At 70.9% G+C, this 25,802-nt stretch carries 26 protein-coding genes; 16 read left to right on the top strand and 10 right to left on the bottom strand.

The window, feature by feature from the left end; translation table 11 throughout:
* Window positions 1-137 precede the first annotated feature (137 nt).
* A complete protein-coding gene (locus tag O3438_RS14720; RefSeq protein ID WP_269680508.1) occupies window positions 138-1,346 on the bottom strand; it encodes a DUF349 domain-containing protein in 1,209 nt (402 codons plus the stop codon).
* A 201-nt stretch (window positions 1,347-1,547) separates the two neighbouring features.
* Here O3438_RS14720 and O3438_RS14715 point away from each other — a divergent pair, with 201 nt between their 5' ends.
* The 3 genes from O3438_RS14715 to dapF are packed head-to-tail and all read left to right on the top strand — an operon-like array spanning window position 1,548 to window position 4,178.
* Entirely contained in the window at window positions 1,548-2,414 is an 867-nt protein-coding gene (locus O3438_RS14715) for a hypothetical protein (protein WP_269680507.1), read from the top strand.
* Window positions 2,297-3,325 carry a tRNA (adenosine(37)-N6)-dimethylallyltransferase MiaA gene (miaA, locus tag O3438_RS14710; RefSeq protein WP_442929724.1) on the top strand — a complete coding sequence of 343 codons (1,029 nt, stop codon included), beginning with the start codon at window positions 2,297-2,299 and terminating at the stop codon, window positions 3,323-3,325. The genes O3438_RS14715 and miaA overlap by 118 nt, the downstream gene beginning before the upstream one ends.
* A gap of 7 nt (window positions 3,326-3,332) precedes the next feature.
* The gene (gene dapF / locus O3438_RS14705) at window positions 3,333-4,178 is read left to right on the top strand and encodes a diaminopimelate epimerase (RefSeq protein ID WP_269680505.1); all 846 of its coding nucleotides are present in this window, start codon (window positions 3,333-3,335) and stop codon (window positions 4,176-4,178) included.
* A 97-nt stretch (window positions 4,179-4,275) separates the two neighbouring features.
* Here dapF and O3438_RS14700 read toward each other — a convergent pair whose 3' ends face one another.
* Complete coding sequence (locus O3438_RS14700) at window positions 4,276-5,742, bottom strand: NAD-dependent malic enzyme (RefSeq protein ID WP_269680504.1); 1,467 nt, start codon at window positions 5,740-5,742, stop codon at window positions 4,276-4,278.
* 183 nt (window positions 5,743-5,925) lie between these two features.
* Here O3438_RS14700 and hflX point away from each other — a divergent pair, with 183 nt between their 5' ends.
* Window positions 5,926-7,380, top strand: a complete 1,455-nt coding sequence (hflX, locus tag O3438_RS14695; RefSeq protein WP_269680503.1) for a GTPase HflX — start codon at window positions 5,926-5,928, stop codon at window positions 7,378-7,380.
* A 50-nt stretch (window positions 7,381-7,430) separates the two neighbouring features.
* The gene (locus tag O3438_RS14690) at window positions 7,431-9,275 is read left to right on the top strand and encodes a hypothetical protein (RefSeq protein ID WP_269680502.1); all 1,845 of its coding nucleotides are present in this window, start codon (window positions 7,431-7,433) and stop codon (window positions 9,273-9,275) included.
* A gap of 74 nt (window positions 9,276-9,349) precedes the next feature.
* Here O3438_RS14690 and lexA read toward each other — a convergent pair whose 3' ends face one another.
* A complete protein-coding gene (gene lexA, locus O3438_RS14685; protein ID WP_091400540.1) occupies window positions 9,350-10,135 on the bottom strand; it encodes a transcriptional repressor LexA in 786 nt (261 codons plus the stop codon).
* A 539-nt stretch (window positions 10,136-10,674) separates the two neighbouring features.
* Here lexA and nrdR point away from each other — a divergent pair.
* Both nrdR and O3438_RS14675 read left to right on the top strand, forming a co-directional pair.
* Window positions 10,675-11,175 (top strand): transcriptional regulator NrdR, encoded by a 501-nt coding sequence (nrdR, locus tag O3438_RS14680; RefSeq protein WP_145784926.1) that lies wholly within the window; start codon window positions 10,675-10,677, stop codon window positions 11,173-11,175.
* Window positions 11,176-11,209: 34 nt separating this feature from the next.
* On the top strand, window positions 11,210-14,113 hold the full coding sequence (locus O3438_RS14675; RefSeq protein ID WP_269680501.1) for a vitamin B12-dependent ribonucleotide reductase: 2,904 nt from the start codon (window positions 11,210-11,212) through the stop codon (window positions 14,111-14,113).
* Between the two features lie 391 nt (window positions 14,114-14,504).
* Here O3438_RS14675 and O3438_RS14670 read toward each other — a convergent pair whose 3' ends face one another.
* Both O3438_RS14670 and O3438_RS14665 read right to left on the bottom strand, forming a co-directional pair.
* Window positions 14,505-14,738, bottom strand: coding sequence for a DUF397 domain-containing protein (locus tag O3438_RS14670; protein WP_269680500.1), 234 nt, complete (start codon window positions 14,736-14,738; stop codon window positions 14,505-14,507).
* 10 nt (window positions 14,739-14,748) lie between these two features.
* On the bottom strand, window positions 14,749-15,717 hold the full coding sequence (locus O3438_RS14665; protein ID WP_269680499.1) for a DUF5753 domain-containing protein: 969 nt from the start codon (window positions 15,715-15,717) through the stop codon (window positions 14,749-14,751).
* A gap of 197 nt (window positions 15,718-15,914) precedes the next feature.
* Between O3438_RS14665 and O3438_RS14660 the strand changes: the two genes are divergently transcribed.
* The 4 genes from O3438_RS14660 to O3438_RS14645 all read left to right on the top strand — a co-directional run bounded on the left by O3438_RS14660 (window position 15,915) and on the right by O3438_RS14645 (window position 18,198).
* Window positions 15,915-16,094, top strand: a complete 180-nt coding sequence (locus O3438_RS14660; RefSeq protein ID WP_269680498.1) for a hypothetical protein — start codon at window positions 15,915-15,917, stop codon at window positions 16,092-16,094.
* Entirely contained in the window at window positions 16,091-16,309 is a 219-nt protein-coding gene (locus O3438_RS14655) for a hypothetical protein (RefSeq protein ID WP_269680497.1), read from the top strand. The genes O3438_RS14660 and O3438_RS14655 overlap by 4 nt, the downstream gene beginning before the upstream one ends.
* Window positions 16,306-16,473 (top strand): hypothetical protein, encoded by a 168-nt coding sequence (locus O3438_RS14650; protein WP_269680496.1) that lies wholly within the window; start codon window positions 16,306-16,308, stop codon window positions 16,471-16,473. Before O3438_RS14655 ends, O3438_RS14650 begins: the two co-directional genes overlap by 4 nt.
* A 108-nt stretch (window positions 16,474-16,581) precedes the next feature.
* Window positions 16,582-18,198 (top strand): hypothetical protein, encoded by a 1,617-nt coding sequence (locus O3438_RS14645; protein ID WP_269680495.1) that lies wholly within the window; start codon window positions 16,582-16,584, stop codon window positions 18,196-18,198.
* Window positions 18,199-18,420: 222 nt separating this feature from the next.
* Here O3438_RS14645 and O3438_RS14640 read toward each other — a convergent pair whose 3' ends face one another.
* Together O3438_RS14640 and O3438_RS14635 are read right to left on the bottom strand one after the other, a co-directional pair.
* Window positions 18,421-18,732, bottom strand: a complete 312-nt coding sequence (locus O3438_RS14640; RefSeq protein WP_269680494.1) for an NIPSNAP family protein — start codon at window positions 18,730-18,732, stop codon at window positions 18,421-18,423.
* Between the two features lie 40 nt (window positions 18,733-18,772).
* A complete protein-coding gene (locus tag O3438_RS14635) occupies window positions 18,773-19,885 on the bottom strand; it encodes an FAD-dependent monooxygenase (protein ID WP_269680493.1) in 1,113 nt (370 codons plus the stop codon).
* 138 nt (window positions 19,886-20,023) lie between these two features.
* Between O3438_RS14635 and O3438_RS14630 the strand changes: the two genes are divergently transcribed.
* A complete protein-coding gene (locus O3438_RS14630; protein ID WP_269680492.1) occupies window positions 20,024-20,959 on the top strand; it encodes a DUF2332 domain-containing protein in 936 nt (311 codons plus the stop codon).
* Window positions 20,960-20,964: 5 nt separating this feature from the next.
* Here the strand turns inward: O3438_RS14630 and O3438_RS14625 are convergent, their stop codons facing one another.
* Both O3438_RS14625 and O3438_RS14620 read right to left on the bottom strand, forming a co-directional pair.
* A complete protein-coding gene (locus O3438_RS14625; protein WP_269680491.1) occupies window positions 20,965-21,432 on the bottom strand; it encodes a hypothetical protein in 468 nt (155 codons plus the stop codon).
* An 8-nt stretch (window positions 21,433-21,440) separates the two neighbouring features.
* On the bottom strand, window positions 21,441-21,905 hold the full coding sequence (locus O3438_RS14620; protein WP_269680490.1) for a MerR family transcriptional regulator: 465 nt from the start codon (window positions 21,903-21,905) through the stop codon (window positions 21,441-21,443).
* 155 nt (window positions 21,906-22,060) lie between these two features.
* Here O3438_RS14620 and O3438_RS14615 point away from each other — a divergent pair, with 155 nt between their 5' ends.
* From O3438_RS14615 to O3438_RS14605, 3 genes are all read left to right on the top strand, one after another.
* Window positions 22,061-23,143, top strand: a complete 1,083-nt coding sequence (locus O3438_RS14615; protein WP_269680489.1) for a carboxypeptidase-like regulatory domain-containing protein — start codon at window positions 22,061-22,063, stop codon at window positions 23,141-23,143.
* Between the two features lie 65 nt (window positions 23,144-23,208).
* On the top strand, window positions 23,209-23,463 hold the full coding sequence (locus tag O3438_RS14610) for a DUF5522 domain-containing protein (protein WP_269680488.1): 255 nt from the start codon (window positions 23,209-23,211) through the stop codon (window positions 23,461-23,463).
* A 99-nt stretch (window positions 23,464-23,562) separates the two neighbouring features.
* Window positions 23,563-24,111 carry a hypothetical protein gene (locus O3438_RS14605; protein WP_269680487.1) on the top strand — a complete coding sequence of 183 codons (549 nt, stop codon included), beginning with the start codon at window positions 23,563-23,565 and terminating at the stop codon, window positions 24,109-24,111.
* 19 nt (window positions 24,112-24,130) lie between these two features.
* Here the strand turns inward: O3438_RS14605 and O3438_RS14600 are convergent, their stop codons facing one another.
* The gene (locus O3438_RS14600; protein ID WP_269680486.1) at window positions 24,131-24,820 is read right to left on the bottom strand and encodes a metal-dependent transcriptional regulator; all 690 of its coding nucleotides are present in this window, start codon (window positions 24,818-24,820) and stop codon (window positions 24,131-24,133) included.
* Window positions 24,821-24,920: 100 nt separating this feature from the next.
* Here O3438_RS14600 and O3438_RS14595 point away from each other — a divergent pair, with 100 nt between their 5' ends.
* A complete protein-coding gene (locus tag O3438_RS14595; protein WP_269680485.1) occupies window positions 24,921-25,781 on the top strand; it encodes a sulfurtransferase in 861 nt (286 codons plus the stop codon).
* Window positions 25,782-25,802: the final 21 nt, after the last annotated feature.

The following is a 25,802-nucleotide window of genomic DNA, read 5'->3' as shown; positions in this document are numbered from 1 at the left end:
GCGGGGCGGTGCGGGCGGTGCGGGGCGGGGGCGCGCGTCGCTGGGCGCGGCAGGGTGAACGCCGGGGTGCCGGGGCGCCTGGATACGCGGAGCCCCCGGTCCCCGTGAGGGGGCCGGGGGCTCCGGGAGACGTCAGCTCAGCCGGCCTGCTCGGCGAGCTGGAGGAACTGCCGCTTGGAGGCGAGCGCCTGCTCGGCCTCCTTGATCCGGCGTGCGTCCCCGGCGCTCTGCGCCCGGGCCAGCCGGTCCTCGGCTTCCGCCACCTGTGCCCGCATCTGGGCGAGCAGCGGGTTGTCCTCCTTGGTGGTGCGGCGCCACGCCGAGTCCATGACGTCGCGGACCTTGTCGTCGATGGCGCGCAGCCGGCGCTCCAGCCCAGCCGCCGCCTCGCGGGGGACCCGGCCGGCCTCGTGCCACTGCGCCTGGATCTCGCGCAACTTGGCCTGGGCGCCCTTCGGGTCGGCGTCGATGTCCAGCGCCTCGGCTTCGGCGAGCAGGGCCTGCTTGCGCTCCAGGTTGCCGCGCTGCTCGTTGTCCCGGGCGGAGAAGACCTCACTGCGCCGGCTGAAGAAGGCGTCCTGCGCACCCCGGAATCGTTCCCAGAGCTTCTGCTCGGCCTCCTTGGAGGCGCGCGGCGCGGCCTTCCACTGGGTCATCAGGTCCTTGAGCTGGTTGGCGGTGGCGGCCCAGTCGGTGGACTCCTGGAGCTTCTCCGCCTGGGCGACCAGCTCCTCCTTGGCGGTCTGCGCCTGCTTGCGCTGCGAGTCCAGGGAGGCGAAGTGGGCGCCACGACGTCGGGTGAAGCCGTCCCGGGCGGCGGCGAACCGCTTCCACAGCTCACCGTCGGCCTTCTTGTCGACCCCGCGGATGGTCTTCCACTCGTCGAGGATCTCCTTGAGCCGGTCGCCGGCGGTCTTCCAACCGGTGGACTCGGCGGCGAGCTTCTCGGCCTCCTCGACCAGTGCGGTCTTGCGGGCCAGGGCTTCGCCGCGAGCGGCGTCCCGGGCGGCCCGCGCCTCGCCGGCCTTCTCCTCGGCGAGGGTCGCCAGCTTGTCCAGACGAGCGGTCAGGGCGTCGATGTCGCCGACCACGTTGGCCTCGGGCAGCGTGGTGCGGATCCGCCGGATCGTGCTCAACGAGTGCCCGGCATCCGCCGCACCCGACTTGAGCCGAGCTTCGGTCAGGTCCACCTCGGTGACCAGATCGGCGAAGCGGCGCGCGAAGTGTGCCAGCCCTTCCTCCGGCGCACCCGCCTGCCAGGATCCGACCACCCGCTCGCCCTCGGTGGTCTTGACGTACACGGTGCCGTCCGCGTCCACCCGTCCGAAGGCAGTCCAGTCGCTCATGTGCCCATCCTCGTTCTCCCGGCGTCGAGGGAACGAACCCCCGTCGCCGCCACGGCGCAGCCAAGTTACTTCCGGCATTGTCACAGGTCTCACCCGGTCCGCGTCGAGCGCCTATCGCCGACCGTGACCATACGGTGTCCTAGGGGCCGAATGACCGGATCGGCGCGGAGACGCACCGGGGATTCCCGCTACGGTGAACGGGTGCCACTGGTCGCCGCCGCCGTCTGCCCGCATCCGCCCCTGCTCGTGCCGGAGGTGGCCGGCTCCGCGGCCCCGGAGTTGGACGACCTTCGGGCGGCCTGCGACACCGCCGTACGCCGATTGCTGGCCGTCGGTCCGGACAGCGTGGTGCTGCTCGGGACCGGCCCGGTGACCGGTCCGATCCGCACTCCGGCCACGGGCTCGCTACAGCCCTGGGGTGTGGACCTGGACGTGCCGCTGGTTCCGGGGCAGCCCGACCGGGGTGCGGTGCTGCCGTTGAGCCTGACCATCGGCGCGTGGCTGCTGACCCGTCACGAGACGCCGCCGCCGGCCAGCACGGTGCCGACCAGCACGCCGCCGGTCGGCACACCGTCGGCGAGCGCCACCTCGAGCAGCACGACCGTGAGCAGCGCACCGCCGACCGGCGCGACCTCGGCCGGCGCAACGCCGACGGGCGCGACCTCAGCCGGCGCGCCGACGGTCACCGCCATGCAGGTGGCCGCCGACGCGGGCCCGGCCGAGCTGTCGGTGCTCGCCGACGAGGTCGCCGCCACTGGTGACCGGGTGGCGTTGCTGGTCCTCGGGGACGGGTCGGCGTGCCGGGGAGTGACGTCACCCGGGTACGACGACCCGCGCGCCCTCGCGTACGACCAGAGGGTTGCGGCGGCGCTGGCCGACGCGGACCTGGACGTCCTGCTCGACCTGGACCCGGTGGTGTCGGCGGAGCTGAAGGCCGCTGGTCGTGCGCCCTGGCAGGTGCTGGCCGGCGCGGCCCGGAGGGCTGGCGGCGGGTGGCGCGGGGAGCTGTTGCACCATGCGGCCCCCTACGGTGTCGCCTACTTCGTGGCGTCCTGGGAGCGGGAGTGACCAGCGGTACGGTCGTCGCGGTGGTGGGCCCGACCGCAGCGGGTAAGTCGGCGCTGAGCATCGCGTTGGCGCACGCCCTGGGTGGGGAGGTGGTGAACGCCGACTCGATGCAGCTCTACCGGGGCATGGACGTCGGCACCGCCAAGCTGACCGTCGCCGAGCGGGACGGGGTGCCGCATCACCTGCTGGACATCTGGGATGTCACCGAGCCGGCGAGCGTCGCGGAGTACCAGCGGCTGGCCCGCGCGGCGGTGGACGACATCCTGTCCCGGGGGCGGGTGCCGCTGCTGGTCGGCGGGTCGGGGCTGTACGTGCGGGCGGTGTTGGAGCGCTTCGAGTTCCCGGGCACCGACGCGGCGCTGCGGGAGCGGCTGGAACGCGAGTTGGCGGAGGTCGGCCCGGCTCCGCTGTACGCGCGGCTGCGCGCCGCCGACCCGGTCGCCGCCGAGAGCATCCTGCCGGCCAACGGTCGGCGGATCGTCCGGGCCCTGGAGGTGATCGAGCTCACCGGATCGCCGTTCACGGCCTCGCTGCCGCAGCCCACCCCGTACTACCCGTCGGTGCAGCTCGGCGTCGACCTGGACACCGGCGTACTGGACGAGCGGATCGCGCTGCGGGTCGACCGGATGTGGGCCGACGGCCTGGTGGCCGAGACCCGCGAGTTGGTCGGGCGCGGGTTGCCGGAGGGGCGGACGGCGAGTCGGGCGCTCGGCTACCAGCAGGTGTTGCGGATGCTCGCCGGTGAGCTGACCGAGGCGCAGGCGCACGACGAGACGGTCCGGGCGACCCGCCGCTTCGTCCGCCGGCAGCGGTCCTGGTTCCGGCGGGACTCCCGGATCCACTGGCTGGACTCGGCGGAACCGGAGCTGATCGGGGCCGCCCTGCGTCTGGTGCCGGCCGAGACACGATAATGGGGGCGTGGAGTTCACCAAGGGCCACGGCACCGGCAACGACTTCGTCATCCTCCCCGACCCGGACGGTCAGCTCGACCTGACCCCGGAGCTGGTCGCGGCGCTCTGTGACCGGCGGAGGGGCATCGGCGCGGACGGCGTGCTGCGGGTGGTCCGCGCGGCCAAGCACCCGGACGGCGCGGGGTTGGCCGGCGAGGCCGAGTGGTTCATGGACTACTGGAACGCCGACGGTTCGTTCGCCGAGATGTGCGGCAACGGCGCCCGGGTCTTCGTGCGCTACCTGCTCGACACCGGCTTGGCGACGCCCGCTGGCGCGGCGTTGCCGGTGGCGACCCGGGCCGGCGTCGTGCGCGCGCTGGTCGAGGGCGACGCCGTGTCCGTCGAGATGCGCCGCCCCCGGGTGTACGACGAGTCGGCCGCCACCCTCGGCGACCTGACAGTGACAGGCGCGGCGGTGGACATCGGCAACCCGCACCTGGTCTGCGTCCTGCCCGCCGGTGTGGAGTTGTCCGCGCTGGATCTGACGAAGGCTCCCGGGTACGACCGGGAGGTCTTTCCGAGCGGGGTGAACGTCGAGTTCATCGTGGCCGGCGACCCGGTCGAGGGCACCGACGGGCACACCCTGATGCGGGTGTACGAGCGCGGCAGCGCCGAGACGCTGTCCTGCGGCACCGGCGCCTGCGCGGTGGGTGCGGTGGCCCTGCGCGACCTCGGCCGGGACACCGGTGTGGTGGCCGTGGACGTCCCTGGTGGTCGCCTGACGGTCACCGTGACGGCGGATTCGTGCTGGCTGTCCGGCCCGGCTGTCCTGGTGGCGACCGGCGAGGTCGACCCGGCTGCCCTGCTCCGCTGACGTGGGCCCGCCGCCCCACCCGTGATGATCAAGAGGTTCGCGTCAGGTTCCGCTGTCTTCCTGACGCGAACCTCTTGATCGACGAGGGCTTGGCGCGTTACGGGGTCGCGCTGGCGCTCGCCGCGATCTCGGGGAGGTCGGCCGGGCCGGGGTCGGCGGCCGGCCGCGGGCTCGGGTTGTGCGCGGCGGCGCGGACGGCGGCGGCGACGGCCGGTGCGACCCGGGAGTCGAAGACGCTCGGCACGATCACCGTAGGGTTGATCTTGTCTTCGCCCACCACGTCGGCGATGGCCTGAGCGGCCGCGATCGCCATCTCCTCGGTGAACTCCTCGGCGTGAGCGTCCAGCATGCCGCGGAACACCCCGGGGAAGGCGAGCACGTTGTTGATCTGGTTCGGCTGGTCCGAACGGCCGGTGGCGACCACCGCGGCGTGCTTGCGCGCCTCCCGCGGGTCGACCTCCGGGTCGGGGTTGGCGAGGGCGAAGACGATCGCGTCCTTCGCCATCTGGGCGATGTCGTCGCCGGTGAGCAGGTTCGGCGCGCTCACACCGATGAACACGTCGGCACCCCGGATCGCACCCGGCAGGTCACCCGAGTAGTTCTCCTTGTTGGTGTTCTCCGCCAGCCACTGCCACGCCGAGTTGAGCCCGGTCAGCCCGCGGTGCAGGGCGCCCTGCCGGTCGTACGCGATGATGTCGCCGACGCCCTGACGCAGCAGCAGCTTCATGATCGCGGTGCCGGCGGCGCCGGCGCCGGAGACGACCACCCGCACGTCCTTGAGTTCCTTGCCCACGACCCGCAGCGCGTTGGTCAGCGCGGCCAGCACGCAGATCGCGGTGCCGTGCTGGTCGTCGTGGAAGACCGGGATGTCCAGCGCCTCGCGCAGCCGGGCCTCGATCTCGAAGCAGCGCGGCGCGGCGATGTCCTCCAGGTTGATCCCGCCGTACGCGGGCGCGATCGCCTTGACGATCTGCACGATCTCGTCGGTGTCCTGGGTGTCCAGCACCACCGGCCAGGCGTCCACCCCGCCGAAGCGCTTGAACAGCGCCGCCTTGCCCTCCATCACCGGCAGCGACGCGGCCGGGCCCAGGTTGCCCAGCCCCAGCACCGCGGAACCGTCACTGACCACCGCGACGGTGTTCCGCTTGATGGTCAGCCGCCGGGCGTCCGCCGGGTTCTCGGCGATCGCCATGCAGACCCGGGCAACTCCCGGGGTGTACGCCCGGGACAGCTCGTCGCGGTTGCGCAGCGCGACCTTCGACGTCACCTCGATCTTGCCGCCCAGGTGCAGGAGGAACGTCCGGTCCGACACCTTGCGCACGTCCACGCCGTCCAGCGCGGTCAGCGCCTCGACGACCTGGTCGGCGTGACCGGCGTCGGCGGTGTCGCAGGTCAGGTCGACGATCACGTTGGTGGGGTCGGAGTCCACCACGTCCAGCGCCGTGACGATCGCCCCGGCCTCGCCGACGGAGGTGGTGAGCCGGCCGATCGAGGAGGCGTCCGCGGTTACCGCGATCCGGATGGTGATCGAAAATCCGGCGCTGGGCAGTCGGGTGATGGCCACGGGATCCCTCCGTAACGGCTGTGCGGCCGTTCGGCCGCCGCCCGCATTTCTACCGGGTTGTCGACCCCGACCAGCATTCGGCCCCACTTTTGGCGACCTTCACCATGGGCATATAGCAGGTGCGTTCGGCGTTGTGTCATGTCAGGATTACGTTCTACTTATCAAAACGGACAGGAGAACCGCTTGCGGAACCAGGAGAGCTTCGTCCCCGTCGAGGACGAGTTCGACGACGTCACCACCGGCGAGCTGGACCTGTCGGAGCGGCAGTCTCTCCGGCGCGTCCCAGGCCTCTCTACCGAGCTCAGCGACGTCACCGAGGTGGAATACCGCCAGCTGCGGCTGGAGCGGGTGGTCCTGGTGGGTGTCTGGACCGAGGGCACGGTGACCGACGCGGAAAACTCCCTGACCGAGCTTGCCGCGCTGGCCGAGACCGCCGGTTCGCAGGTGCTCGAAGGGCTCATCCAGCGCCGTACCCGACCCGACCCGGCCACCTACATCGGCCGCGGCAAGGTCGACGACCTCAGCTCGGTGGTGCTGGCCAGCGGTGCCGACACCGTCATCTGCGACGGTGAGCTGTCGCCGTCGCAGCTGCGCAACCTGGAGCAGCGCACCAAGGTCAAGGTTGTCGACCGGACGGCGCTGATCCTCGACATCTTCGCCCAGCACGCCAAGAGCAAGGAAGGTAAGGCGCAGGTCGAGCTGGCCCAGCTCGAATACCTGCTGCCCCGGCTGCGTGGTTGGGGTGAGACGCTCTCCCGGCAGACCGGTGGTTCCGGCCGGGGCGGCGGCGCCGGTGGCGGTGTGGGTGTTCGTGGTCCCGGTGAGACCAAGCTGGAGACCGACCGGCGGCGTATCCGCCACCGCATCTCCCGACTGCGGCGCGAGATCAAGAGCATGCGCACGGTACGCGTCACCAAGCGTGCCCGCCGCACACGCAACTCGGTCCCCGCCGTGGCCATCGCCGGTTACACCAACGCCGGCAAGTCCAGCCTGCTCAACCGGCTGACCGGTGCGGGTGTGCTGGTGGAGAACGCGCTGTTCGCGACGTTGGACCCGACCACCCGTAAGGCCACCGCCTCGGACGGGCGGCTCTACACCCTCTCCGACACCGTCGGCTTCGTCCGGCACCTGCCGCACCAGATCGTCGAGGCGTTCCGCTCGACGCTCGAGGAGGTCGCGGAGGCGGATCTGGTGGTGCACGTCGTCGACGGCACCCACCCGGATCCGGAGGAGCAGGTCCGGGCGGTCCACGCGGTGCTCGCCGAGGTCAGCGCCGACCGGCTCCCCGAGCTGTTGGTGGTCAACAAGACCGACGCGGCCGACGAGGACACCCTGCTGCGGCTCAAGCGGCTCTGGCCGGACGCGATCTTCGTGTCCGCGCACTCGGGTCGGGGCATCGACGGGCTGCGCGCGGCGATCGAGGAGCGGCTGCCGCGTCCGGCCGTGGAGGTCCGGGCCGTGCTTCCGTACGACCGGGGCGACCTGGTGGCACGGGTGCACCGCACGGGTGACGTGCTCAGCACGTCGCACCTGCCGGAGGGCACGCTGCTGCACGTCCGGGTCGGCGCGGAGCTGGCTGCGGAGCTGGCGCCCTTCGAGGTTCAGCGGGAGAGTCAGGTGGCCGGCGTCCGCTCCTGAGCGACCACGGCGTCATCCACCGGAAACGCGCGGCATGCGACACTGGCCGAATGCGCCGCGTTGTTTCCTCGGTCACGGTTGCCCTCGGCCTGCTCGGGGCAACCGTGGCGCTCTCCGGAGTCGCAGTGGCGGCTCCCGCCCCCGGGTTGTCCGCCGCCGCCCCCGGCCAGAAGCGGTGCACGATCACCGACGAGCGCCTGCGGGAGCTGTCCGGGCTGGTCGCGACCAAGAGCGGCTACATCGTCGTCAACGACGGCACCGAGAACGTGGCCCGTAAGCGGGTCTTCTTCCTCGACAGCAAATGCAAGATCTCGAAGGAGCCGGTCCGCTACTCGGGGCAGGGCCCGGCCGACACCGAGGACCTCGCTCTCTCCAAGGACGGCAACACCCTGTGGATCGCCGACATCGGCGACAACGCGGACTCGAAGACCCGCCGCACACGCGTCGCGCTGTGGTCGATGCCGGTCAGCGGCGGCAAGCAACCGACGCTGCACCGGCTCGCCTATCCCGAGGCGAAACCGCACGACGCCGAGGCCCTGCTCATCGACGACGACGGCAAGCCGCTGATCATCACGAAGGTGACCAGCGGCAAGGCCGAGATCTACACCCCCACGACGGCTCTGAAGAGCGGCGACACCGAGCCGGTGCCGATGCGCAAGGCCGGCGATATCGCCCTGCCGAAGACGCAGACGGAGAACCCGCTCAACACCTTCGGCCGGATCGCCATCACCGGCGCGGCCCGGTCGCCGGACGGTTCCCGGGTGGTTTTGCGCACGTACGCGGACGCGTTCGAGTTCGACGTGAGCGGCGGTGACATCGTCGGCGCGCTCACCACCGGCAAGCCCCGGGTGACGGCGTTGGCCGACCCGTTCGGCGAGGCCATCAGCTACACCCCGGACGGGAAGTCGTTCCTCACGGTCTCCGACGCCACCCGGTTCGGTGAGGACGAGCCCCTCGACATCCTCAGCTACACACCGTCCAGCTCGACCGCGGCGCCACAGGCAGCGGGGGGCGGGGCTGCTGCCAAGCCGGCCGCCTCGAAGTCGTGGACGGACGGGCTGAGCTTCGACGACATCACGTACCTGGTCGGCGCGGTCGGGCTGCTCGGTCTGCTGCTGGTCGCCGCCGGCATCGTCGGCATCGTCCGGGCCCGTAACCGGCCGCCGGCTGATGACTCCGACTCGTCGGATCCGGATGGTGAGCCGCTCGACCCGCGCGGCGGCCGTTCCGCCGATGATCCCCGAGCGTCCGCCGACCGTAAGGGCGGTGTCTACGGTGGCGGCGCAGCGGCGGGCGGTGCGGTCTATGGCGGTGCCCCTGGTCGCGGCGGTGCCCCTGGTCGCGGCGGTGCCCCGGGTCGTGGCGGCCCGGCGCCGGCAGGTGGTGCGCCGGGGCGCGGTGGCGTCGCCCCGGCAGGTGGTGCCGTGTACGGAGGTGCCCGCCCGGCAGCAACGGATGGCGGCTACGGCGGGCCACGGTCGGATGGCGGCAACGGCGTCTACGGGGGCGGACGGCCTCCGGCCGGTGGCGGCGGTCGACCACAGGGCACCGGTGGTCGCCCGCAGGGCGCTGGTGGCGGCGGTCGACCGCAGGGTGCCGGTGCAGGTGGTCGCCCGCAGGGCGCCGGTGGCGGTGGTCGACCCCAGGGTGCCGGCGGTCGTGCACAGGGTGGGAGCGGTCGCCCGCAGGGCGGTGGCGGTCGGCCTGGCGGCGGGGTGTACGGCGACGGTGGCGGGCAGCCTGGCACCGGCCGTGCGGAGCCGCCCCGGCGTGGCGGCCCGGAGTCCGACCAGCGGGGTCAGCGGCCCGGCCGTCGGCGGGACGACGACGCGCCTGTCGATCCGTACGGGCAGTATCCCGGGGGCGGTCGCGGCTATCGGGGCGACCGTTACTGAAGGCTCTGCTGGCGCCCGCCCGCCCCTGACGGACTGATGCGGGTGGGCACCAGGTGCGCCCACCCGCCGATCGGTCAGATCCGGCGGAGCACCGCCACGACCCGACCCATGATGGTGGCGTCGTCACCGGGGATGGGGTCGAAGGCCGGGTTCTGCGGCATCAGCCAGACATGCCCGTCGCGTCGACGGTACGTCTTCACTGTCGCCTCGCCGTCGAGCATGGCGGCCACGATCTCGCCGGAGTCGGCGGTCGGCTGTTGCCGGACGACGACCCAGTCGCCGTCGCAGATCGCCGCGTCGAGCATCGAGTCACCCTTGACCTGGAGCATGAAGACCTCGCCCTCGCCCACCAGCTCACGCGGGAGCGGGAAGATGTCCTCCACGGCCTGCTCGGCGAGGATGGGACCACCGGCGGCGATCCGGCCGAGCATCGGCACGTACGCCGGCGTCGGCCGCTGTGCCCGGGACAACTCGTCGTCGATGGCCTCGCTGGGAGCGCGAACGTCGACCGCGCGCGGCCGGTTGGGGTCGCGACGCAGGAAGCCCTTCTTCTCCAGCTCCTTGAGCTGGTAGGCGACGCTGGACGGCGACACCAGGCCGACGGCCTCGCCGATCTCACGGACGCTCGGCGGGTAGCCGTGCCGCTCGACCCAGGTGCGGATGAACTCCAGGATGCGACGCTGGCGGGCGGTCAGGTCGACAGTCGCCGGGTCGGGGAAGGCGCTGACCACCGGGGTGACCGGGCGCACGGCGGGCTGACCCGTCCGGCTGCGCGCGGCGCTGCGGCGTCGGGTGGCCGGCGGGCCCGCCTCGGTGATCTGCTGCGGGCTCTTCGGCCGGCTGGCCCGGTCCTCGGTCACGTCCGTCCTCCCTGGTCGGCGCTGGGTGCCTCGTCGGCTCGTGGTGCGTGCGGGGGTGCCACGTTGTTCATGACCGTATAGGTGAGATCAGTCATTTTCAAACATCTGTACGACCTCTCACCGGCGTGTCGGGGTGAAAAACCACTCCCGTCGTACGGATGTTCTGATAAATGGTACGTCAGGTAGCACTGGTGTTCGATCCTCGGCCGTTTTCCCGGTCGGTCCGGCCTGTCGGCCGGTAACTCGGGTGGGCGCTCGGCGTTGGGTCTTCGGGTGTGCTGATGGTCGCGGATGACCGGATGGTCCGTGACGCGCCGGACACGCGGGTCAACTTGACCCGGCCTCCCCAGCGGCATACGGTCGACCCCTAGATGTAGTAGTGACACGGGCGTAAGTTGCCCACAGGTTGGGTCCGACTACCGACCGCACTCCCGTAAGGTCGACCACGGCGGGCGTCGTCCGAGGGCGGCACCGTCGCGGTGAGTCGTGTCCGGGGGTGCCCGGTGTGGGCGCAGTTGATCATTTTTTGGAGGTAGGCGATGCGGTGTCCGTACTGCCGGCACGCTGACTCCCGAGTGGTCGACTCACGGGAGGCCGACGACGGCCAACTCATTCGGCGGCGGCGGTCCTGCCCGGAGTGCGGCAAGCGCTTCACCACCGTCGAGGAGGCGGTGCTCGCGGTCGTCAAGCGCAGCGGGGTGACCGAGCCGTTCAGCCGCACCAAGATCATCGGCGGGGTGCGCAAGGCGTGCCAGGGCCGGCCGGTCGACGACGACTCGCTCGCGTTGCTCGCGCAACGGGTGGAGGAGTCCGTCCGGGCCAAGGGGGCCGCCGAGATCCCCAGCCACGAGGTGGGCCTGGCGATCCTGGGCCCGTTGCGCGACCTGGACGAGATCGCCTACCTGCGGTTCGCCAGTGTCTACCGCTCCTTCGACTCGCTCGCCGACTTCGAGCGCGAGATCGAGACGTTGCGGGCCGCGGCGAGGGCCCGGGAGCAGGGCCGGGCCGACGCGGTCGAGGCCGCCGGCCGTACCAGCTGAATCTTCACTGTTTTTCGAGCGATTGGGACGCGCGGTGGGTGACCGCGCAGACGAGGGGGGCGACGGCGTGACAACTAGCCGTTCACGGAACAAGGCAGGCGCGGGGCTGAAGATCGAGCGGGTGTGGACGACCGAGGGGGTCCACCCGTACGACGAGGTCAGCTGGGAGCGCCGCGACGTCGTGATGACGAACTGGCGGGACGGCTCGATCAACTTCGAGCAGCGGGGGGTCGAGTTCCCCCAGGCGTGGAGCGTCAACGCGGCCAACATCGTGACCACCAAGTACTTCCGGGGTGCGGTGGGGACCCCGGAGCGGGAGTGGTCGCTCAAGCAGTTGATCGACCGGGTGGTCACCACCTACCGCACCGCGGGTGAGGAGTACGGCTACTTCGCCAGTCCGGCCGACGCCGAGATCTTCGCCCACGAGCTGACCTGGATGCTGCTGCACCAGGTGTTCAGCTTCAACTCGCCGGTCTGGTTCAACGTCGGTACGCCGTCGCCGCAGCAGGTCAGCGCCTGCTTCATCCTGAGCGTCGACGACTCGATGGACTCCATCCTCGACTGGTACAAGGAGGAGGGTCGGATCTTCCAGGGCGGCTCGGGGGCCGGGGTCAACCTGTCCCGGATCCGTTCGTCGAAGGAGCTGCTCTCCTCCGGCGGCACCGCCTCCGGCCCGGTCAGCTTCATGCGCGGCGCGGACGCCTCGGCCGGCACCATCAAGTCCGGCGGCGCGACCCGCCGGGCGGCCAAGATGGTCATCCTCGACGTGGACCACCCGGACATCGAGGAGTTCGTGGCGACCAAGGCGCGCGAGGAGGACAAGATCCGCGCGCTGCGGGACGCCGGCTTCGACATGGACCTCGGTGGCTCCGACATCGTCAGCGTGCAGTACCAGAACGCCAACAACTCGGTCCGGGTCTCCGACGAGTTCATGTCGGCGGTGGAGGACGGCGGCAGCTTCAACCTGCGCGGCCGGCTGGACGGCTCGGTGATCGACACCGTCGACGCCAAGAAGCTGTTCCGGACGATCTCGCAGGCCGCCTGGGAGTGCGCCGACCCGGGCCTGCAGTACGACGACACGATCAACGACTGGCACACCTGCCCGGAGACCGGCCGGATTACCGCGTCGAACCCGTGCTCGGAGTACCTGCACCTGGACAACTCCTCGTGCAACCTGGCCTCGCTCAACCTGATGAAGTTCATCCGCGCCGACGGTGGCTTCGAGGTGGAGAAGTTCGTCAAGTCCGTCGAGTTCGTCATCACCGCGATGGACATCTCGATCTGCTTCGCCGACTTCCCGACCGAGAAGATCGGCGACACCACCCGCGCCTTCCGGCAGCTCGGCATCGGCTACGCCAACCTGGGCGCCCTGCTGATGGCCTCCGGCCTGCCCTACGACTCGGAGCAGGGCCGCTCGGTCGCCGCGGCGATCACGTCCCTGATGACCGGCACCGCGTACCGCCGCTCGGCCGAGCTGGCCGGCGTCGTCGGCCCGTACGACGGCTACGCCCGTAACGCGGAGCCGCACAAGCGGGTCATGCGCAAGCACGCCGCCGCCAACGACGAGATCAAGCCGACCAGCCCGGTGGCCACCGCGATCGTCCGCGAGGCGACCAAGCAGTGGACGCAGGGCAACAAGATCGGTGACAAGTTCGGGTGGCGTAACGCGCAGGCGAGCGTCCTCGCGCCGACCGGCACCATCGGCTTCATGATGGACTGCGACACGACCGGCGTGGAGCCGGACCTGGCGCTGGTCAAGTTCAAGAAGCTGGTCGGCGGCGGCTCGATGCAGATCGTCAACCAGACTGTGCCGCGCGCCCTGCGCAGCCTCGGTTACCCCGAGGAGCAGGTCGAGGCGATCGTCGAGCACATCGCCGACCACGGTCACGTGGTGGACGCCCCGGGCCTCAAGCCGGAGCACTACGCGGTGTTCGACTGCGCGATGGGGGAGCGGACGATCGCCCCGATGGGTCACGTGCGGATGATGGCGGCCATCCAGCCGTTCGTCTCCGGCGCCATCTCCAAGACGGTCAACATGCCGGAGGCGGCCACCGTCGAGGACGTCGAGAAGATCTACTTCGAGGGCTGGAAGCTCGGCCTCAAGGCACTGGCGATCTACCGGGACAACTGCAAGGTCGGCCAGCCGCTCTCGGTGGCGAAGTCCAACAAGGCCACCGAGTCGGCCGCCGCCACCGTGGCCGCCGAGCCGGCCGCAGTGGAGAAGGTCATCGAGTACCGGCCGGTGCGTAAGCGCCTGCCGAAGAAGCGCCCGTCCGAGACGGTCAGCTTCTCCGTCGGCGGTGCCGAGGGCTACCTCACCGCGTCGTCCTACCCCGACGACGGCCTCGGCGAGGTCTTCCTGAAGATGTCCAAGCAGGGTTCGACCCTGGCCGGCGTGATGGACGCCTTCTCGGTGGCCATCAGCATCGGCCTCCAGTACGGCGTGCCGCTGGAGACGTTCGTCAGCAAGTTCACCAACATGCGCTTCGAGCCGGCCGGTATGACCGACGACCCGGACGTGCGGATGGCCGCCTCGGTGATGGACTACATCTTCCGTCGCCTGGCACTGGACTTCCTGCCGTACGAGCGCCGCGCCGAGCTGGGCATCTTCACCGCCGGTGAGCGGGCCGCCCAGCTGCGGGCCGAGGCCGACGCGGAGGCCGCCGCGGCGGTGGGCGCAGAGCTCACCGTGATGGCGTCCTCGGCGCCGGTGGAGACCCCGGCCAAGCCGGAGGCCGTCGCGCAGCCGGCGCAGGAGATGGCCGACGTGGCCGCCGCCAAGCCGGCACCGAGCGTGGGCTCCAGCACCGAGCTGCTGGAGGCCGTGATCGGCAAGGCCGCCGACGCACCGCTCTGCTTCACCTGCGGTACGAAGATGCGCCCCGCCGGTAGCTGCTACGTCTGCGAGGGCTGCGGCTCCACCAGCGGCTGCAGCTGACGTACGCGCAACACGGCGCTGCCCCGGCCTCCTTCGTGGAGGTCGGGGCAGCGCCATTTGTTAGAGCCCCGAGGCGGCTTGTCCGGCACGACCGGCCGGTCCCGGCGCCTGGGCAAGATCAAGTGATGAGAAGTAGCTCAGAGATGGCTCTGGGGCCTACTTCTCATCACTTGATCATGGAAGTTCGTCGGTTCCCGACTCAGGTATGCGACCACGGGAGCTCGCCGTAGGAGTAAAGCCGGGTCGGCGGGTGATCTGGAGTACCCGCTGGCGCGACACGTTGAACAGGGCAGCCAACTCGCCCGGCCCGTACAAGCGTTGTCGCTTCATCTGCTCGGCATCGGGTGAGAGCGGCGCATCCGGTTCCTATTGCCTCTACGAGTGCTCTGCGTCAGTGCGGGTCGATGGCGCTTTTGCTGCCCTGCGAGGCTGCGAGCTTGAGCTGGCGGACACTCCAAACGAATCCGATCCATGTGCCTCTCGTGAAGCGAAGAGTCGACCCGCGCGGATTCTTGCTGTCACGCACCGCGATGTCCTCGTCCATCTCAGCTACCTCGACGCAGGCTCCACCGTTGTTGTCGCTGTAGCTCGACTTGCGCCAGACCAGGCGATCCGAGGTCTCCATGATCACTCTCTCAGGTCTGTTGCCGCTCCACGTCGTCAGCCATCCTCAGGATGAGCTTGCGCGACTCTACCGGCCCGAGAGCGGCTGCCCGGAGTCGGTCCCATAGCCGAGTGTAGGCCCGTACGGCGTCTGACCGGTCCAGGTAGTCGGCGTCGGTGAAGGTCTCGACGTAGATCACGTCCGATGCCGCGTCATCCCCGAAGCGCAGGATGATGAAGCTGAACGACGCCGTCTCGTAGGTCTGCGCGTTGAACGGGAACACCTGAAGCGCGACGTTGGGCTGCTCGCTGACCTTCGCCAGGTGCAGGAGTTGGTTGCGCATCGTCGCTCCGTCGCCGATGCTGCGCCGCAGCGCCGACTCGCTGAGGATGAAGCTCAGGTCGGGCCCATCGTCCTGCCGCAGGATCGACTGCCGTTCCATGCGGACAGCAACCTGCCGGTCAACCTCATCGCTGGACGGCCGTGGTTGGGCGATCGCGTTCATGGCGCGGATGTACGGCTCGATCTGAAGGACTCCGGGGATGACCTCCGGCTGGTACCAGCGGATCTCGGACGCGTCACCTTCGAGGTCCAGGTACTGGCGGAACCAGTCCGGCACGGCGTTTCGGTAGGTGCTCCAGCGCCCGCGTTGTCGCCCTGCTCGTGCGAGGTCGCGTAGCGGCTCGGCTTCATCGCCTCGGACCTCGTAGAGATCGAGTAGCAGGTTCAGGTCGGTGAGCTTGATTCCCGACTGTCCAAGTTCGACTCTGCTGATCTTGCTCGCTGCCGCGTCGATGACGGCAGCCGCTTCGTCCTGCGTCTTGCCCGCACCCTCGCGAGCCCGTTTGAGAGCAAGGCCGAGGCGCCGTCGCTGGATCGTCGGGTTCACCACCGGCTGATTATGGCGCGACCGGAGCTGGTTGCCGCGACACGCCGCGAAGAGGTTCCCAAAATAGGAGTCCAACTTTAGCTTGATTGTACTTCCAAAATAGGAGTCCAAGCTTGGGGACGCATGGGATCACACGTGCCGTACGACGACTACGTGCTGGCGGTGGCGCTGACCTTGGCTCGGCGGCATCGGCCCGTCTGGTCATGGCGACGGTGGCGGTGGGTCTGCCGTTGCGGAGCTGACCTGCCGTGCCGGGCCAGGCATCGCATCCCGATCCGGCGAGGTCACTGGCCAGGGGAGGAGCAGGAGTGACCGAGGATCAGGTCGGACGAGTCTTGTCCGTGCACCTGCCCGGCGTCGACGGGCTTTGCGCGGGCTGTCGCTGGTGGTGGGCGCGGCTGTCCCCGTACCCCTGTTATCAGGCCGAACGGGCCGCCCGCTGGCACGCCCGGGCCGCCACCCGGCGTTTCCTGGACGGCCTGCGGTGACCACGCACGGTCCGGTCCTACCGGTGTGGACCTGCGGCGGCTGCAATGCGCCCTGGCCCTGCCGGACCCGCCGGACCGAACTGCGCGCCGAGTTCGAGGGCACACCTGTGTCGCTGGCCCTCTACATGGGGTCCTACCTCGTCTGGGCGGCGGAGGACCTGACCTGGGTGCCAGCCGGGCTGCTGCACCGACGCTTCCTGGGCTGGGTCCGGTGAGCCTGATCCGGCGGGGCGACGATCGGTTTCACTACAGCGACAACTCGCACAAGTGGATCCCGCCCTACCCGGACTACGACCAGGAGGTCTGGGACGAGATGGTTCGGCAGCACCAACGCCAGCACTTGGAGGAGACCTCCCGGCGCAGGAAGCCGCGCGAATGAATCCCTGTGTGGTCGAGGGCGGTGGGAGTAACGGAACTGCCTTGTCCTTGGGTGGCGGGCCGTGCAGGATGTCGACATGATCGAGAGAATCGAACCCCCCATCACCCGGTGAGGCATCCTGAGGTGCGCGTGCTGGGTGCCGGGCCGTTCCGCGAGATCGGCGAACCCCGCGTCACCGCCAACTCGCCCGACGGCAAGTTGATCGCGGTCGGTGGTTTCCTGGGCCGATCGCAGTGGCACGGCCGTGACGTCTCTCACGGCTCGAGGTCGCATCGGTTGGCGGTGTACCGGACCGACGACCTCACCTGCGTCCACCAGGTGACCGCCCGCTGGCGTGCCCAGAGCATCGCCTTCCACCCGACCCTCCCCCTCGTGGCGTTCGGCACCGGCTCGTATGACGGTGGGTGGTCCTACGAGGGCGAGTTGCTCCTGCTGGACCTGACGACCGGCGTCGCCGTCTCGTTGCTGGAATATCCCCGCGAGGTACGGCGGATCACGTGGCGCAGCCCGGAGACGCTCGACCTGGTGTTGGCCATTCCATGTGACGAGGACGAGCAGCGGTTCGGCACGACCTCCCTGGCGTGCTCGATCAGCCGCGACGACTGGGGCCGAGCCGTCGCAGGCATGCTGCGGATGCCCTACGGCGAACAACCGGTCCCGGCGGAACCTCCGACTGATACGGGGGAGGCAATCGCCACCGTCTCGCACCTCTGCCGCGAGCGCGGCCAGGTCTGGTCAACCCGACGGGGTGTGTGGGCGGTCGAGGCGCTCGCGGACGGTCGGATCCTCGCCGCACTGGAGGGGATCGGTCTGGAATGTTGGTCCGGGACGTCTGGGGAGTTGCTCTGGCAGGTACCGACCGATGGCACGGGCTGTCAGATCCGGGTGCTGCCAGGCGAACGATCGGCGCTCGTGTTGACGCATCTGCCGCGACGGAGACGGAATGGTCGGTGGACCCGAGAACCGAGCGTCGTGCTGGAGGTCGAACTGGATAACGGCCTGGTCCGAGCGAGCCACCAGGCGCCCGGCCCGGCAATCATGGTGTCCAGGGCCGATGGCGCGTGGGCGCTTCGCGACACCGACTACGACAGGCGCAGCGGAACAGCCGGAGAAGTCACGCTCGGGCCGCCCGCTGACGCTGACGACACCATCCAGCTCGGCCGATACGACCTCTTCAATCACTTCTTCGACATCAGGTACGCGCCGGAGCTGCTGTTTCTTCGGGGCCGGAGGGGCAAGCCCTGGCGCGACAAGTGGGTGGTCGCCGTCGACCCGTCCTCGGCACGGGCCCGCCAGCTCTTCCCGCTGGAATGGGACGCGTCGGGGGGCCGTCACCTGTTCGGCGGCAGCGGTGCGTATCTGGAAGACGCGGCCGGGCCGACGCTCATTCACGGCGGGGCGGTTCACGACAGCGCGGGACTGTTGGTGGGAAACGCCTTCGTGGTCCGTCGCCGGTATCCGACCGGTGAGCCGCAGTGGATCTTCACCGCCGATCGGGAGGTCACTGCTCTGGACGCCGACGGCACCTTCGTCTACGTCGTGTTCACCTCAGGAGAGCTGGTCGTCCTGCGGGCCGAGGACGGCGCCGTGCACGTTCGGCAGGACCTACGGATCGCCGGTCACCCTGTCGTACCGCTCTCGTTGGCGCGGGTAGGTCCCGGTCGCCTGGCGGTCGGCACCCTCGATGGCCGGATGCTCGTGGTCTCCGTCCCTGCGACAGCGTGAGAGGCCGCGCGGCAACGACCGGGATCTGGTGGTACGCGCCGCCGTCAGTGCCGGGCGATCCTGCGCCGGGCGGCATGCTGCCGTTGGTCGATATACCTCAGAGTCATAGTTATGACTCTGAGGTATATCGCTCATTGGGAATGATGGCCCCGATGCAACCGGGTGGGCGGGCACGCCTGTCGCGTCGGCCCAGGTGCCTCCGCCGGCCAGCGGCACGAGGACTCAATCGGTCGGCAGGAGCGGGCGCATGAACGTCCGCTCGTACCGCACGACACAACCCGAGTCGTCGCGGATGCGGTCGGCCGCGACGAACTCCGGGTCGGTGCCGAACCGTGCGCGGTAACGCTCGTAGGCTGCCAGGCTCTCGAAGCTGAACAGCGCCTCGGCCTTGTCGCTGGCACCCTCGGCGGGCAGGAAGTAGCCGTGGTGCACCCCGCCGTGCTCGGCCACCAGCCGCATCCATGCTCGGGCGAAGTCCTCGAACGCCGCGATCTGCGCGGGATCGATCGTGTAGTGCACGACGCACGTGATCATGACGCCACCCTACGGACCGGTCAGGGGTGAAGCGGACCGGTCAGGGCTGGGCGAACAGCGGCCCGTAGTTCGACCGGAACATCTGTTCGCCGAGGCGGCGCATCACCAGGTCGCGCAGCGCGGGCGGAAGCCCGGTGGCCTTGTCCCGGCGGTGCGTCTGGCTGAGCACCCAGTCGGTACGCGGGCGTCGCCGCGCCTCGTAAGCCCGCAGCGCCTCGGCGACGGAGTCGGCGGCGGTCAACGACGACGCGAGCACGACAGCGTCCTCCAGGGCCATGGCCGCGCCCTGGGCCATGTTCGGTGAGGTGGCGTGGGCGGCGTCCCCGATCAGCAGCACCGGCCCTCGGGACCAGGAGTCGAGCACGACCTCCTGGTTCGGGCCGGCGTGCAGGGAGCTGTCGTCGTGGTCGAGGGCCTTGAGCATGATGGTCGCCGGCTCGGTGAACGACGCGGCCACGTCGTCGCGCCAGCCCGGCCGGTCGACCACGGGGCCGTCGTTGTAGTAGCAGTACGTCTGGTCGGCGCTGATCGGAATCGTCAGGAACTGCCGTCCGCGCCCCAACTGCACCGACCAGAACGGCTCGTCGTCGATGCGGGGAGCAACCCAGCGGTACGCGTACTGGCCCAGGTCGCGGGCTGCCTGACCGTCGAAGGCGAGCCGGCGCACCGTCGAGTTCACCCCGTCCGCGCCGATCACCAGGTCGTACCGTTCGGTGCTGCCGTCGTCGAATTCGACGGCGGCCCGGTCGCCCTCCTGGGAGAGGACGACCGGGTGGTGTCCCCAACGGATCGGGGCTTCTCCGACGCCGGCCAACAGGGCCCGGTGCAGCTGTGCCCGGGGCAGCGACACGCACGGGCCGACGCCCTGCCACAGCGCGGTCACGTCGATGTCGAAGAGGCGGCGCCCGCGCTGGTTCGCGCTGCGCTGCCGGGTGATCTCCACGGCGACGTCGGCGACCGGCTCCCGCAGACCGAGGACGTCGAGCATGCGGGTCGCGTTGCCGGTGAGGTAGATGCCGGTGCCGGAGTCGGTCGGCCCGGGCGCCCGCTCGGCCACGTCGACAGTGGCGCCCCACTCGCGTAGCGCGGCGACAGTCGCCAGTCCGGCGACACCTCCGCCGACGATGAGTACCCGGACATTGTTACCCCGCACGACAGGTTCCTCCCCGTTGCTCAGGCCGGCTGAGCTGCTGCTCAACGGTCCGGCCGCCGCAGAACTCTAGAAGGCGGGTGAGCCAGCCCACGGGTACGGGGGCTGAAATACCGAGGATTGGGCTGCGACGATGACCGCATGACGACCGCCGAGGCGTACGTCGAGTTCGGCAGCCGTGAGGCGCGCGGGGTGTCACCCACCTACGAGCGTCTGTCGGCTGCCGTCGCCCACGACGAGTCCCTGCTCGATCTGCTGGACGGGCTTCCGCCGGCCAAGCGGCAGCCGAACCTGTTGTTCAGCGTCGTCCGCTGGCTCGGTGGCCCGGTCGGCGACCCGGCCGCGTTCCACGACTACGTGCTGACGCACTGGCCCGCCGTCAAGGCGGAGCTGCTCACCCGGGCCACCCAGACGAACGAGACCGGCCGGTGCGCGGTGCTGCTACCGGTGCTCGCCGCGCTGCCACAGCCCCTCGCCCTGCTGGAGGTCGGCGCGTCCGCCGGGCTCTGCCTCTACCCCGACCGGTACGCGTACCGCTACGGGGAGCACCAGGTCGGTGCCGGTGAGCCGGTCCTGGAGTGCGCGGCCAGCGGGTTGGTGCCGCCGGCAGGCGTACCCCGGGTGGTGTGGCGGGCCGGCCTCGACCTGAACCCGCTCGACGTGACCGACCCCGGCGACGTGTCGTGGCTCGATGCGTTGATCTGGCCGGAGCACGCGCACCGGCGGGCCCGGCTGCGTGCGGCGGCTGCGGTCGCCGCGGCCGATCCGCCGTTGCTGGTCCGTGGCGATCTGGTGGACGACCTGCCGGCGCTGGCGGCCCGCGCTCCCGCCGACGCGACGCTCGTGGTCTTCCACACGTCAGTGCTGTACCAGGTGCCGCCACCACGCCGGGACGCGTTCGTCCGGCTGGTCGGTGAGCTGCCCGGCCACTGGATCGCGAACGAGGCGCCGGAGGTGCTGCGGTACGACGGGTTGCCCGACCCGCCGACCGACGCGCTGCACAACGTCCTCGCCCTGGACGGCCGCCCGCTGGCCTGGACGAGAGGCCACGGCCAGGCGATGACCTGGTTCGGCTGAGCGGCTCAACCGATCGGCTCGGGTATGCGTGCGCGCAGGGCCCTGATGAACCAGTCCACCGCCGGTGCCGTCGCGTCGCCGGTCGACCAGCCGTTGAGCACCGCCAGCAGGTCGAGGTAGCGGTCCCGGCGGGGGTCGTTGGCCGGAACCAGCCGGTCGAGCAACCGCCGACGCAGGTCGGCCTCGTCGGAGTGACCGTGCAGGCTCGCGTACCGGCTGGTGACGGCCGCGATCACCGGCTCGGCATCCGGGCTGGTCGGGTCGAGACCCGCAGCGAGGGCGGGGGCCACCGCGTCCCGGACCACCGCGACGGCGTCCGGGCGGGGCAGCCCCGGGACGTCGTGGTCGGCGGCGTATTGCCGCACCAGCCGCCGCATCCGGGCCCGGAACTCCGGTTCCCGGCACAACTCGGCCAGCTCCAGCCACGCCTCGACCTGCTCGGTGCCGGGGTCGTCGGGCAGTTCCGGTGTCATCGAGACGATCACACCCGGTACCCGGGCTGGTCGCCGATGCCGGCGAAGACGCTGCCCAGGAAGTCGTCCACCAACTGCCCGCGTTCACGCGTGGTGAGCTGGGCCAACCGGTGCAGCTCGTCCACCTCGGACGGGCCCGCCCCGCGCCTCGCCGCGACGGTGAGCCCCGCCTGGCGCAGCCGCAGCACCCTGATCTGCACGGCCAACGCGTCGGCGTGCGCGGCGGCCACCTCGTGCAGGGTCACCTCGTGGTCCACCACCCGCCGGATGGTGGCCAGGTCCAAGCCCAGGTCACGCAACGTCCGGACCAGCTCCAACCGGGCAACCGCCTCGGTGCCGAACAGGCGGTAGCCGGCCGGACTCCGGTCGGTCGGCGGGACGATCCCGCTGTCGGCGTAGTACCTGATGGTCTTGACGCTCAGGCCGGTCCGCCGGGCCAGGTCGCCGATCGTGTGCCGCGTTTCCCCGCTCATGCCCCCACCCTGCTGTCTCCCGCCGCTGGAGACTCAACCCCACCCCAGCGGCAGGTGGATATCGAAGGCGGGTCGCGCCACCCGTCCCGGACCGGGCATAGTGGCCCGCGGCGTCATCGAACGGCGTTGCCTGCGCTTGCCGAAGGTGGTGGGAAGTGACGACGCGCTTACGTGCCCGGTGGACCCGACCGGCCGCATTGATCACGCTGACCGCGGGGACGATCGCGGTGGCGGCGGCACCCGCGGTGGCCGCCCCGGAGACCGTCCGCATCCTGAGCGTGTCGGCGGAGAACGTCAAACCCAACGAGACGGTACGCGTGCGCTACACCGTCACCAACAACGGAAGTAGGGCCGAAACAGCCATCGTGGTGGTCGGCGGCGGCTTGCGCTGCACCTCCGGATGTCGGGTGGAGCCGAAGCTCGGGCCGGGCCGGAGCCAGACCTTCGACACGACGCTCGTCGCCCCCGACGCTCGCCCGGGTGAGATCACCGGCCTCAACATCTCGGTCGGCGTGCGGCTCGCCGGGCAGAACAGCTATGACCACAAGATGGTCTACGTCCACGGCCCGGGTGCCCCCTCTCCCGGCGGGGACAAGCCGGCTGCCGGGGTCAAGGGGGTCTCCGGTCGGGTCCGCGACGCGGGCGGAAAGGCAATCAGCGGCGTCGCCCTGACCATCCAGGACAGCGCCGGCCACGAATACCGGACGACCAGTGGCCGCACCGGCCAGTTCTCGATCACGGCGAGCGCCGCTAAGACGATCGCGGCGGGTCCCATCACCGTCCGCGCATCCAAGGACGGCTACGGCACCGCCCGCACGACCGTACGAGGTGCCGCCGGTGACGTCGCGACAGTGGGGCTGACCCTGACCGCGGTGGCAGCGCCCACCACGGCGTCGGCGTCACCCGCCGAGGAGGCAGAACCTGTCGCCGTGGCGGACGAGGGCACCGCCGAGGCAGCGCCGCCCAGCCTCAAGGCCGTCAGCGACGAGGGAGGCAGCTCGGTGCCGTTCCTCCTGGGCGGCTTGCTGGTCGTCGTCGGCCTGGGCGCGCTCGCACTGGTGCTGATGCGCCTGAGGAACACACCGGAGGCGGCTGGTCCCTCGACGCCCCAACTGTTGGCGCCGGCCGGCGGGAGCTTGGCCGACGCTCCGACCGCGATACTGCGCGCCGTGCCGGAGGGCGGGTTCCCGGGCTCGTACGGCGCGCCTCCGCAGGGTGGTGTCGACCAGAACAGCTAGCGAGGTTGACCGACGCCTCACCCGCCGTGCTCGCCCCGGTGCTGGCCCGTCCCTAGACTGCTCCGGTGACCGGAGAGCGGAAACCCCTGGCCGGTCGGCCGCTCACCGAGCCGCACCCGTCCCGGCTGTCGCCCGAGCACCCCGACCGGGCCCGGATCCTCGCCGCGCACGACTCCGCGCTCGCCGCCGACGAGGCCGGCTACCTCGACCCGGCGAGCGGGTTGTTCGTGCTCAGCGCCGGCTTCCTGGCCCGTCGGGGCACGTGCTGCGGGCGGGGTTGCCGACACTGCCCGTACGTGGACGATCCACCGTCCGGATAGGCGTGAACGAGGACTTCCGCCCGACCCGGACACCCCGTACGGTTTCCGACGGACATCCGGCGGGGCGCCTTCCGCCGTCGGTCGGCGAGAGGGTGGAACGTGCGCGGGCTGATCGTGGTCGCCGGGATGGCGGGGCTGCTGGTGAGCGGGTGCGCCGCCGAGGCCGAGCCGGTGGCGGTGCCGCCGCCGGTGCCGATCGCGGTCGACGTGGCGGCTGCCTCTTCGGGTGGGGCCTGCCGACTGCTGGACTTCGCGGTGATCGAACAGCTGTTCAAGGTGCGCTTCGACGTGGCCGCGGCCAGCCAACAGGGCGACACGCACACCTGTGTGGTCCGGGCGGCGGGCGCGGCCCTGCCGGATCTGACGTTGAGTGTGTCCAAGACCACGGTCGACAAGACCACCTTCGGCGCGGAGGTGGTGCCCGACAAGGCAGCGAAGGTCACCGGGCTGGGTCAGCAGGCGTACCGGCGTACCCTCGCTGCCGCGAGCGGACGCGGACCGGTCGCCGAGGTGGGCTGGCTGGCCGCCGACGGGCGCTTGGCCACGGTGAGCTGGACCTCCGCCCGGGGCAGCGAACGCGCCGCGGTGGAGAAGCTGACCGGCGACCTCACCACACTGGCGAAGAAGGTGGACACCCGGGCGTTGTGACGCCCGGGCGCCTGCTCGGTCAGTTGGCGGCGACGAAGACCCGCGAGGCGACCTCGCGGGGCAGCCGTACCCGGTCCCCGGAGCGGTCGATGGACACTCCGTCGCGCTCCTGCGCCACTGTCACCGTCGCGCCCGGGTCGACACCGGCGGCGTGCAGTTGGCGCAGCACGTCACCGTCGGTCTGCACGCTCTCACAGATCCGCCGGACCACGACCGGCCCGGAGAGGCCCGGGAAGGCCAGGTTGCGCTCACTCTCGGCGACCTCGGTTGCCTCGGCCTCCGGTGAGCCCAGCTCTTCCAGACCCGGGATCGGGTTGCCGTACGGGGAGCGGGTCGGCCGGTTCAGCAGGTCGTAGACCCGCTTCTCCACGGCGTCGCTCATCACGTGCTCCCAGCGGCAGGCCTCCTCGTGGGCCTCCTCGTAGGGCATCCCGATGACGTTGACCAGCAGCAGCTCGGCGAGGCGGTGCTTGCGCATCACGGACACCGCCGTGCCGCGACCCAGCGGGGTTAGGGTGAGGTGTCGGTCACCTTCGACGGTGAGCAGGCCGTCGCGCTCCATCCGGGCGACGGTCTGGCTCACTGTGGGACCGCTCTGCCGTAGCCGCTCGGCGATACGGGCACGCAGCGGCGGCACCCCCTCCTCTTCGAGTTCGAGGATGGTGCGCAGGTACATTTCGGTCGTGTCGACCAGGTCGTGAGACTTCATAACGTCAGCGGCCCTCCGGTGCACGATGTTACCTCGGTGAACGACTGACGACCGCCGCCGAACCGCGTGCCGTCGACACGGATGGTGTTTGATGGTCGCCATGTCCGGTCCCCAGGAGCCGTTGGTCGAGGTCGACCGGCTCGCCGTCGCGCTCGACGACGTCGACCCGCCCACCGTGCTCGACGTTCGCTGGCGGCTCGTCGGCGCGCCCGGTCGTGACGACTACCTTGCCGGCCACCTGCCCGGCGCGGTCTTCGTCGACCTTGACACCGCGCTCTGCGGCGCGCCGGGTGCCGGAGGTCGACACCCGCTGCCCGACCCGGCGGCGTTGCAGGCCGCGCTCCGGGCTGCCGGCGTCCGCGCCGATCACCCCGTGGTGGTGTACGACGGCGGCGACGGCATGGCCGCAGCGCGGGCCTGGTGGACGTTGCGCTGGGCGGGACACCGGTCGGTGCGTGTGCTGCACGGCGGTTACCCGGCCTGGGTCGCCGCCGGTCTGCCCGTCTCCACCGACGCGCAGTCCCCGACCACCGGCGACGTCGTGGTGCGGCCCGGTGGGCTTCCGGTCCTCGACGCCGGGCAGGCCGCCACCCTCGCCGCCATGGACGACGCCGTGCTGCTCGACGTACGGACTGCTCCCCGCTACCGGGGCGAGGTGGAGCCGATCGACGCTGTCGCCGGGCACGTGCCGGGCGCTGTCAACCTGCCCGCCGGCGAGTACGTCGGCCCGGACGGGCGCTTCCCGGCCGCCGACGTGTTGAGCGAGCGGTTCGCCGCCGCCGGGGTGACCGGAGCGCGGACCGTCGGGGCGTACTGCGGCTCCGGGGTGACCGCCGCGCAGGCGGTGCTGGCGCTGCACCTGGCCGGCCGCACCGACGCGGCGCTCTACGTGGGATCGTGGAGCAACTGGGTGGCCGATCCGGCGCGTCCGGTCGCCGTCGGGGAGACACCCGGCCGTTGACCAGCGCGTGCGGTGGGCCGG

Origin of the sequence: Micromonospora sp. WMMC250 (assembly GCF_027460215.1) — a bacterium.
Taxonomy (GTDB): Bacteria; Actinomycetota; Actinomycetes; order Mycobacteriales; family Micromonosporaceae; genus Micromonospora; species Micromonospora taraxaci.
The sequence above is the reverse complement of the archived record's forward strand: the minus strand, read 5'-3'. Positions and strand labels throughout refer to the sequence as shown.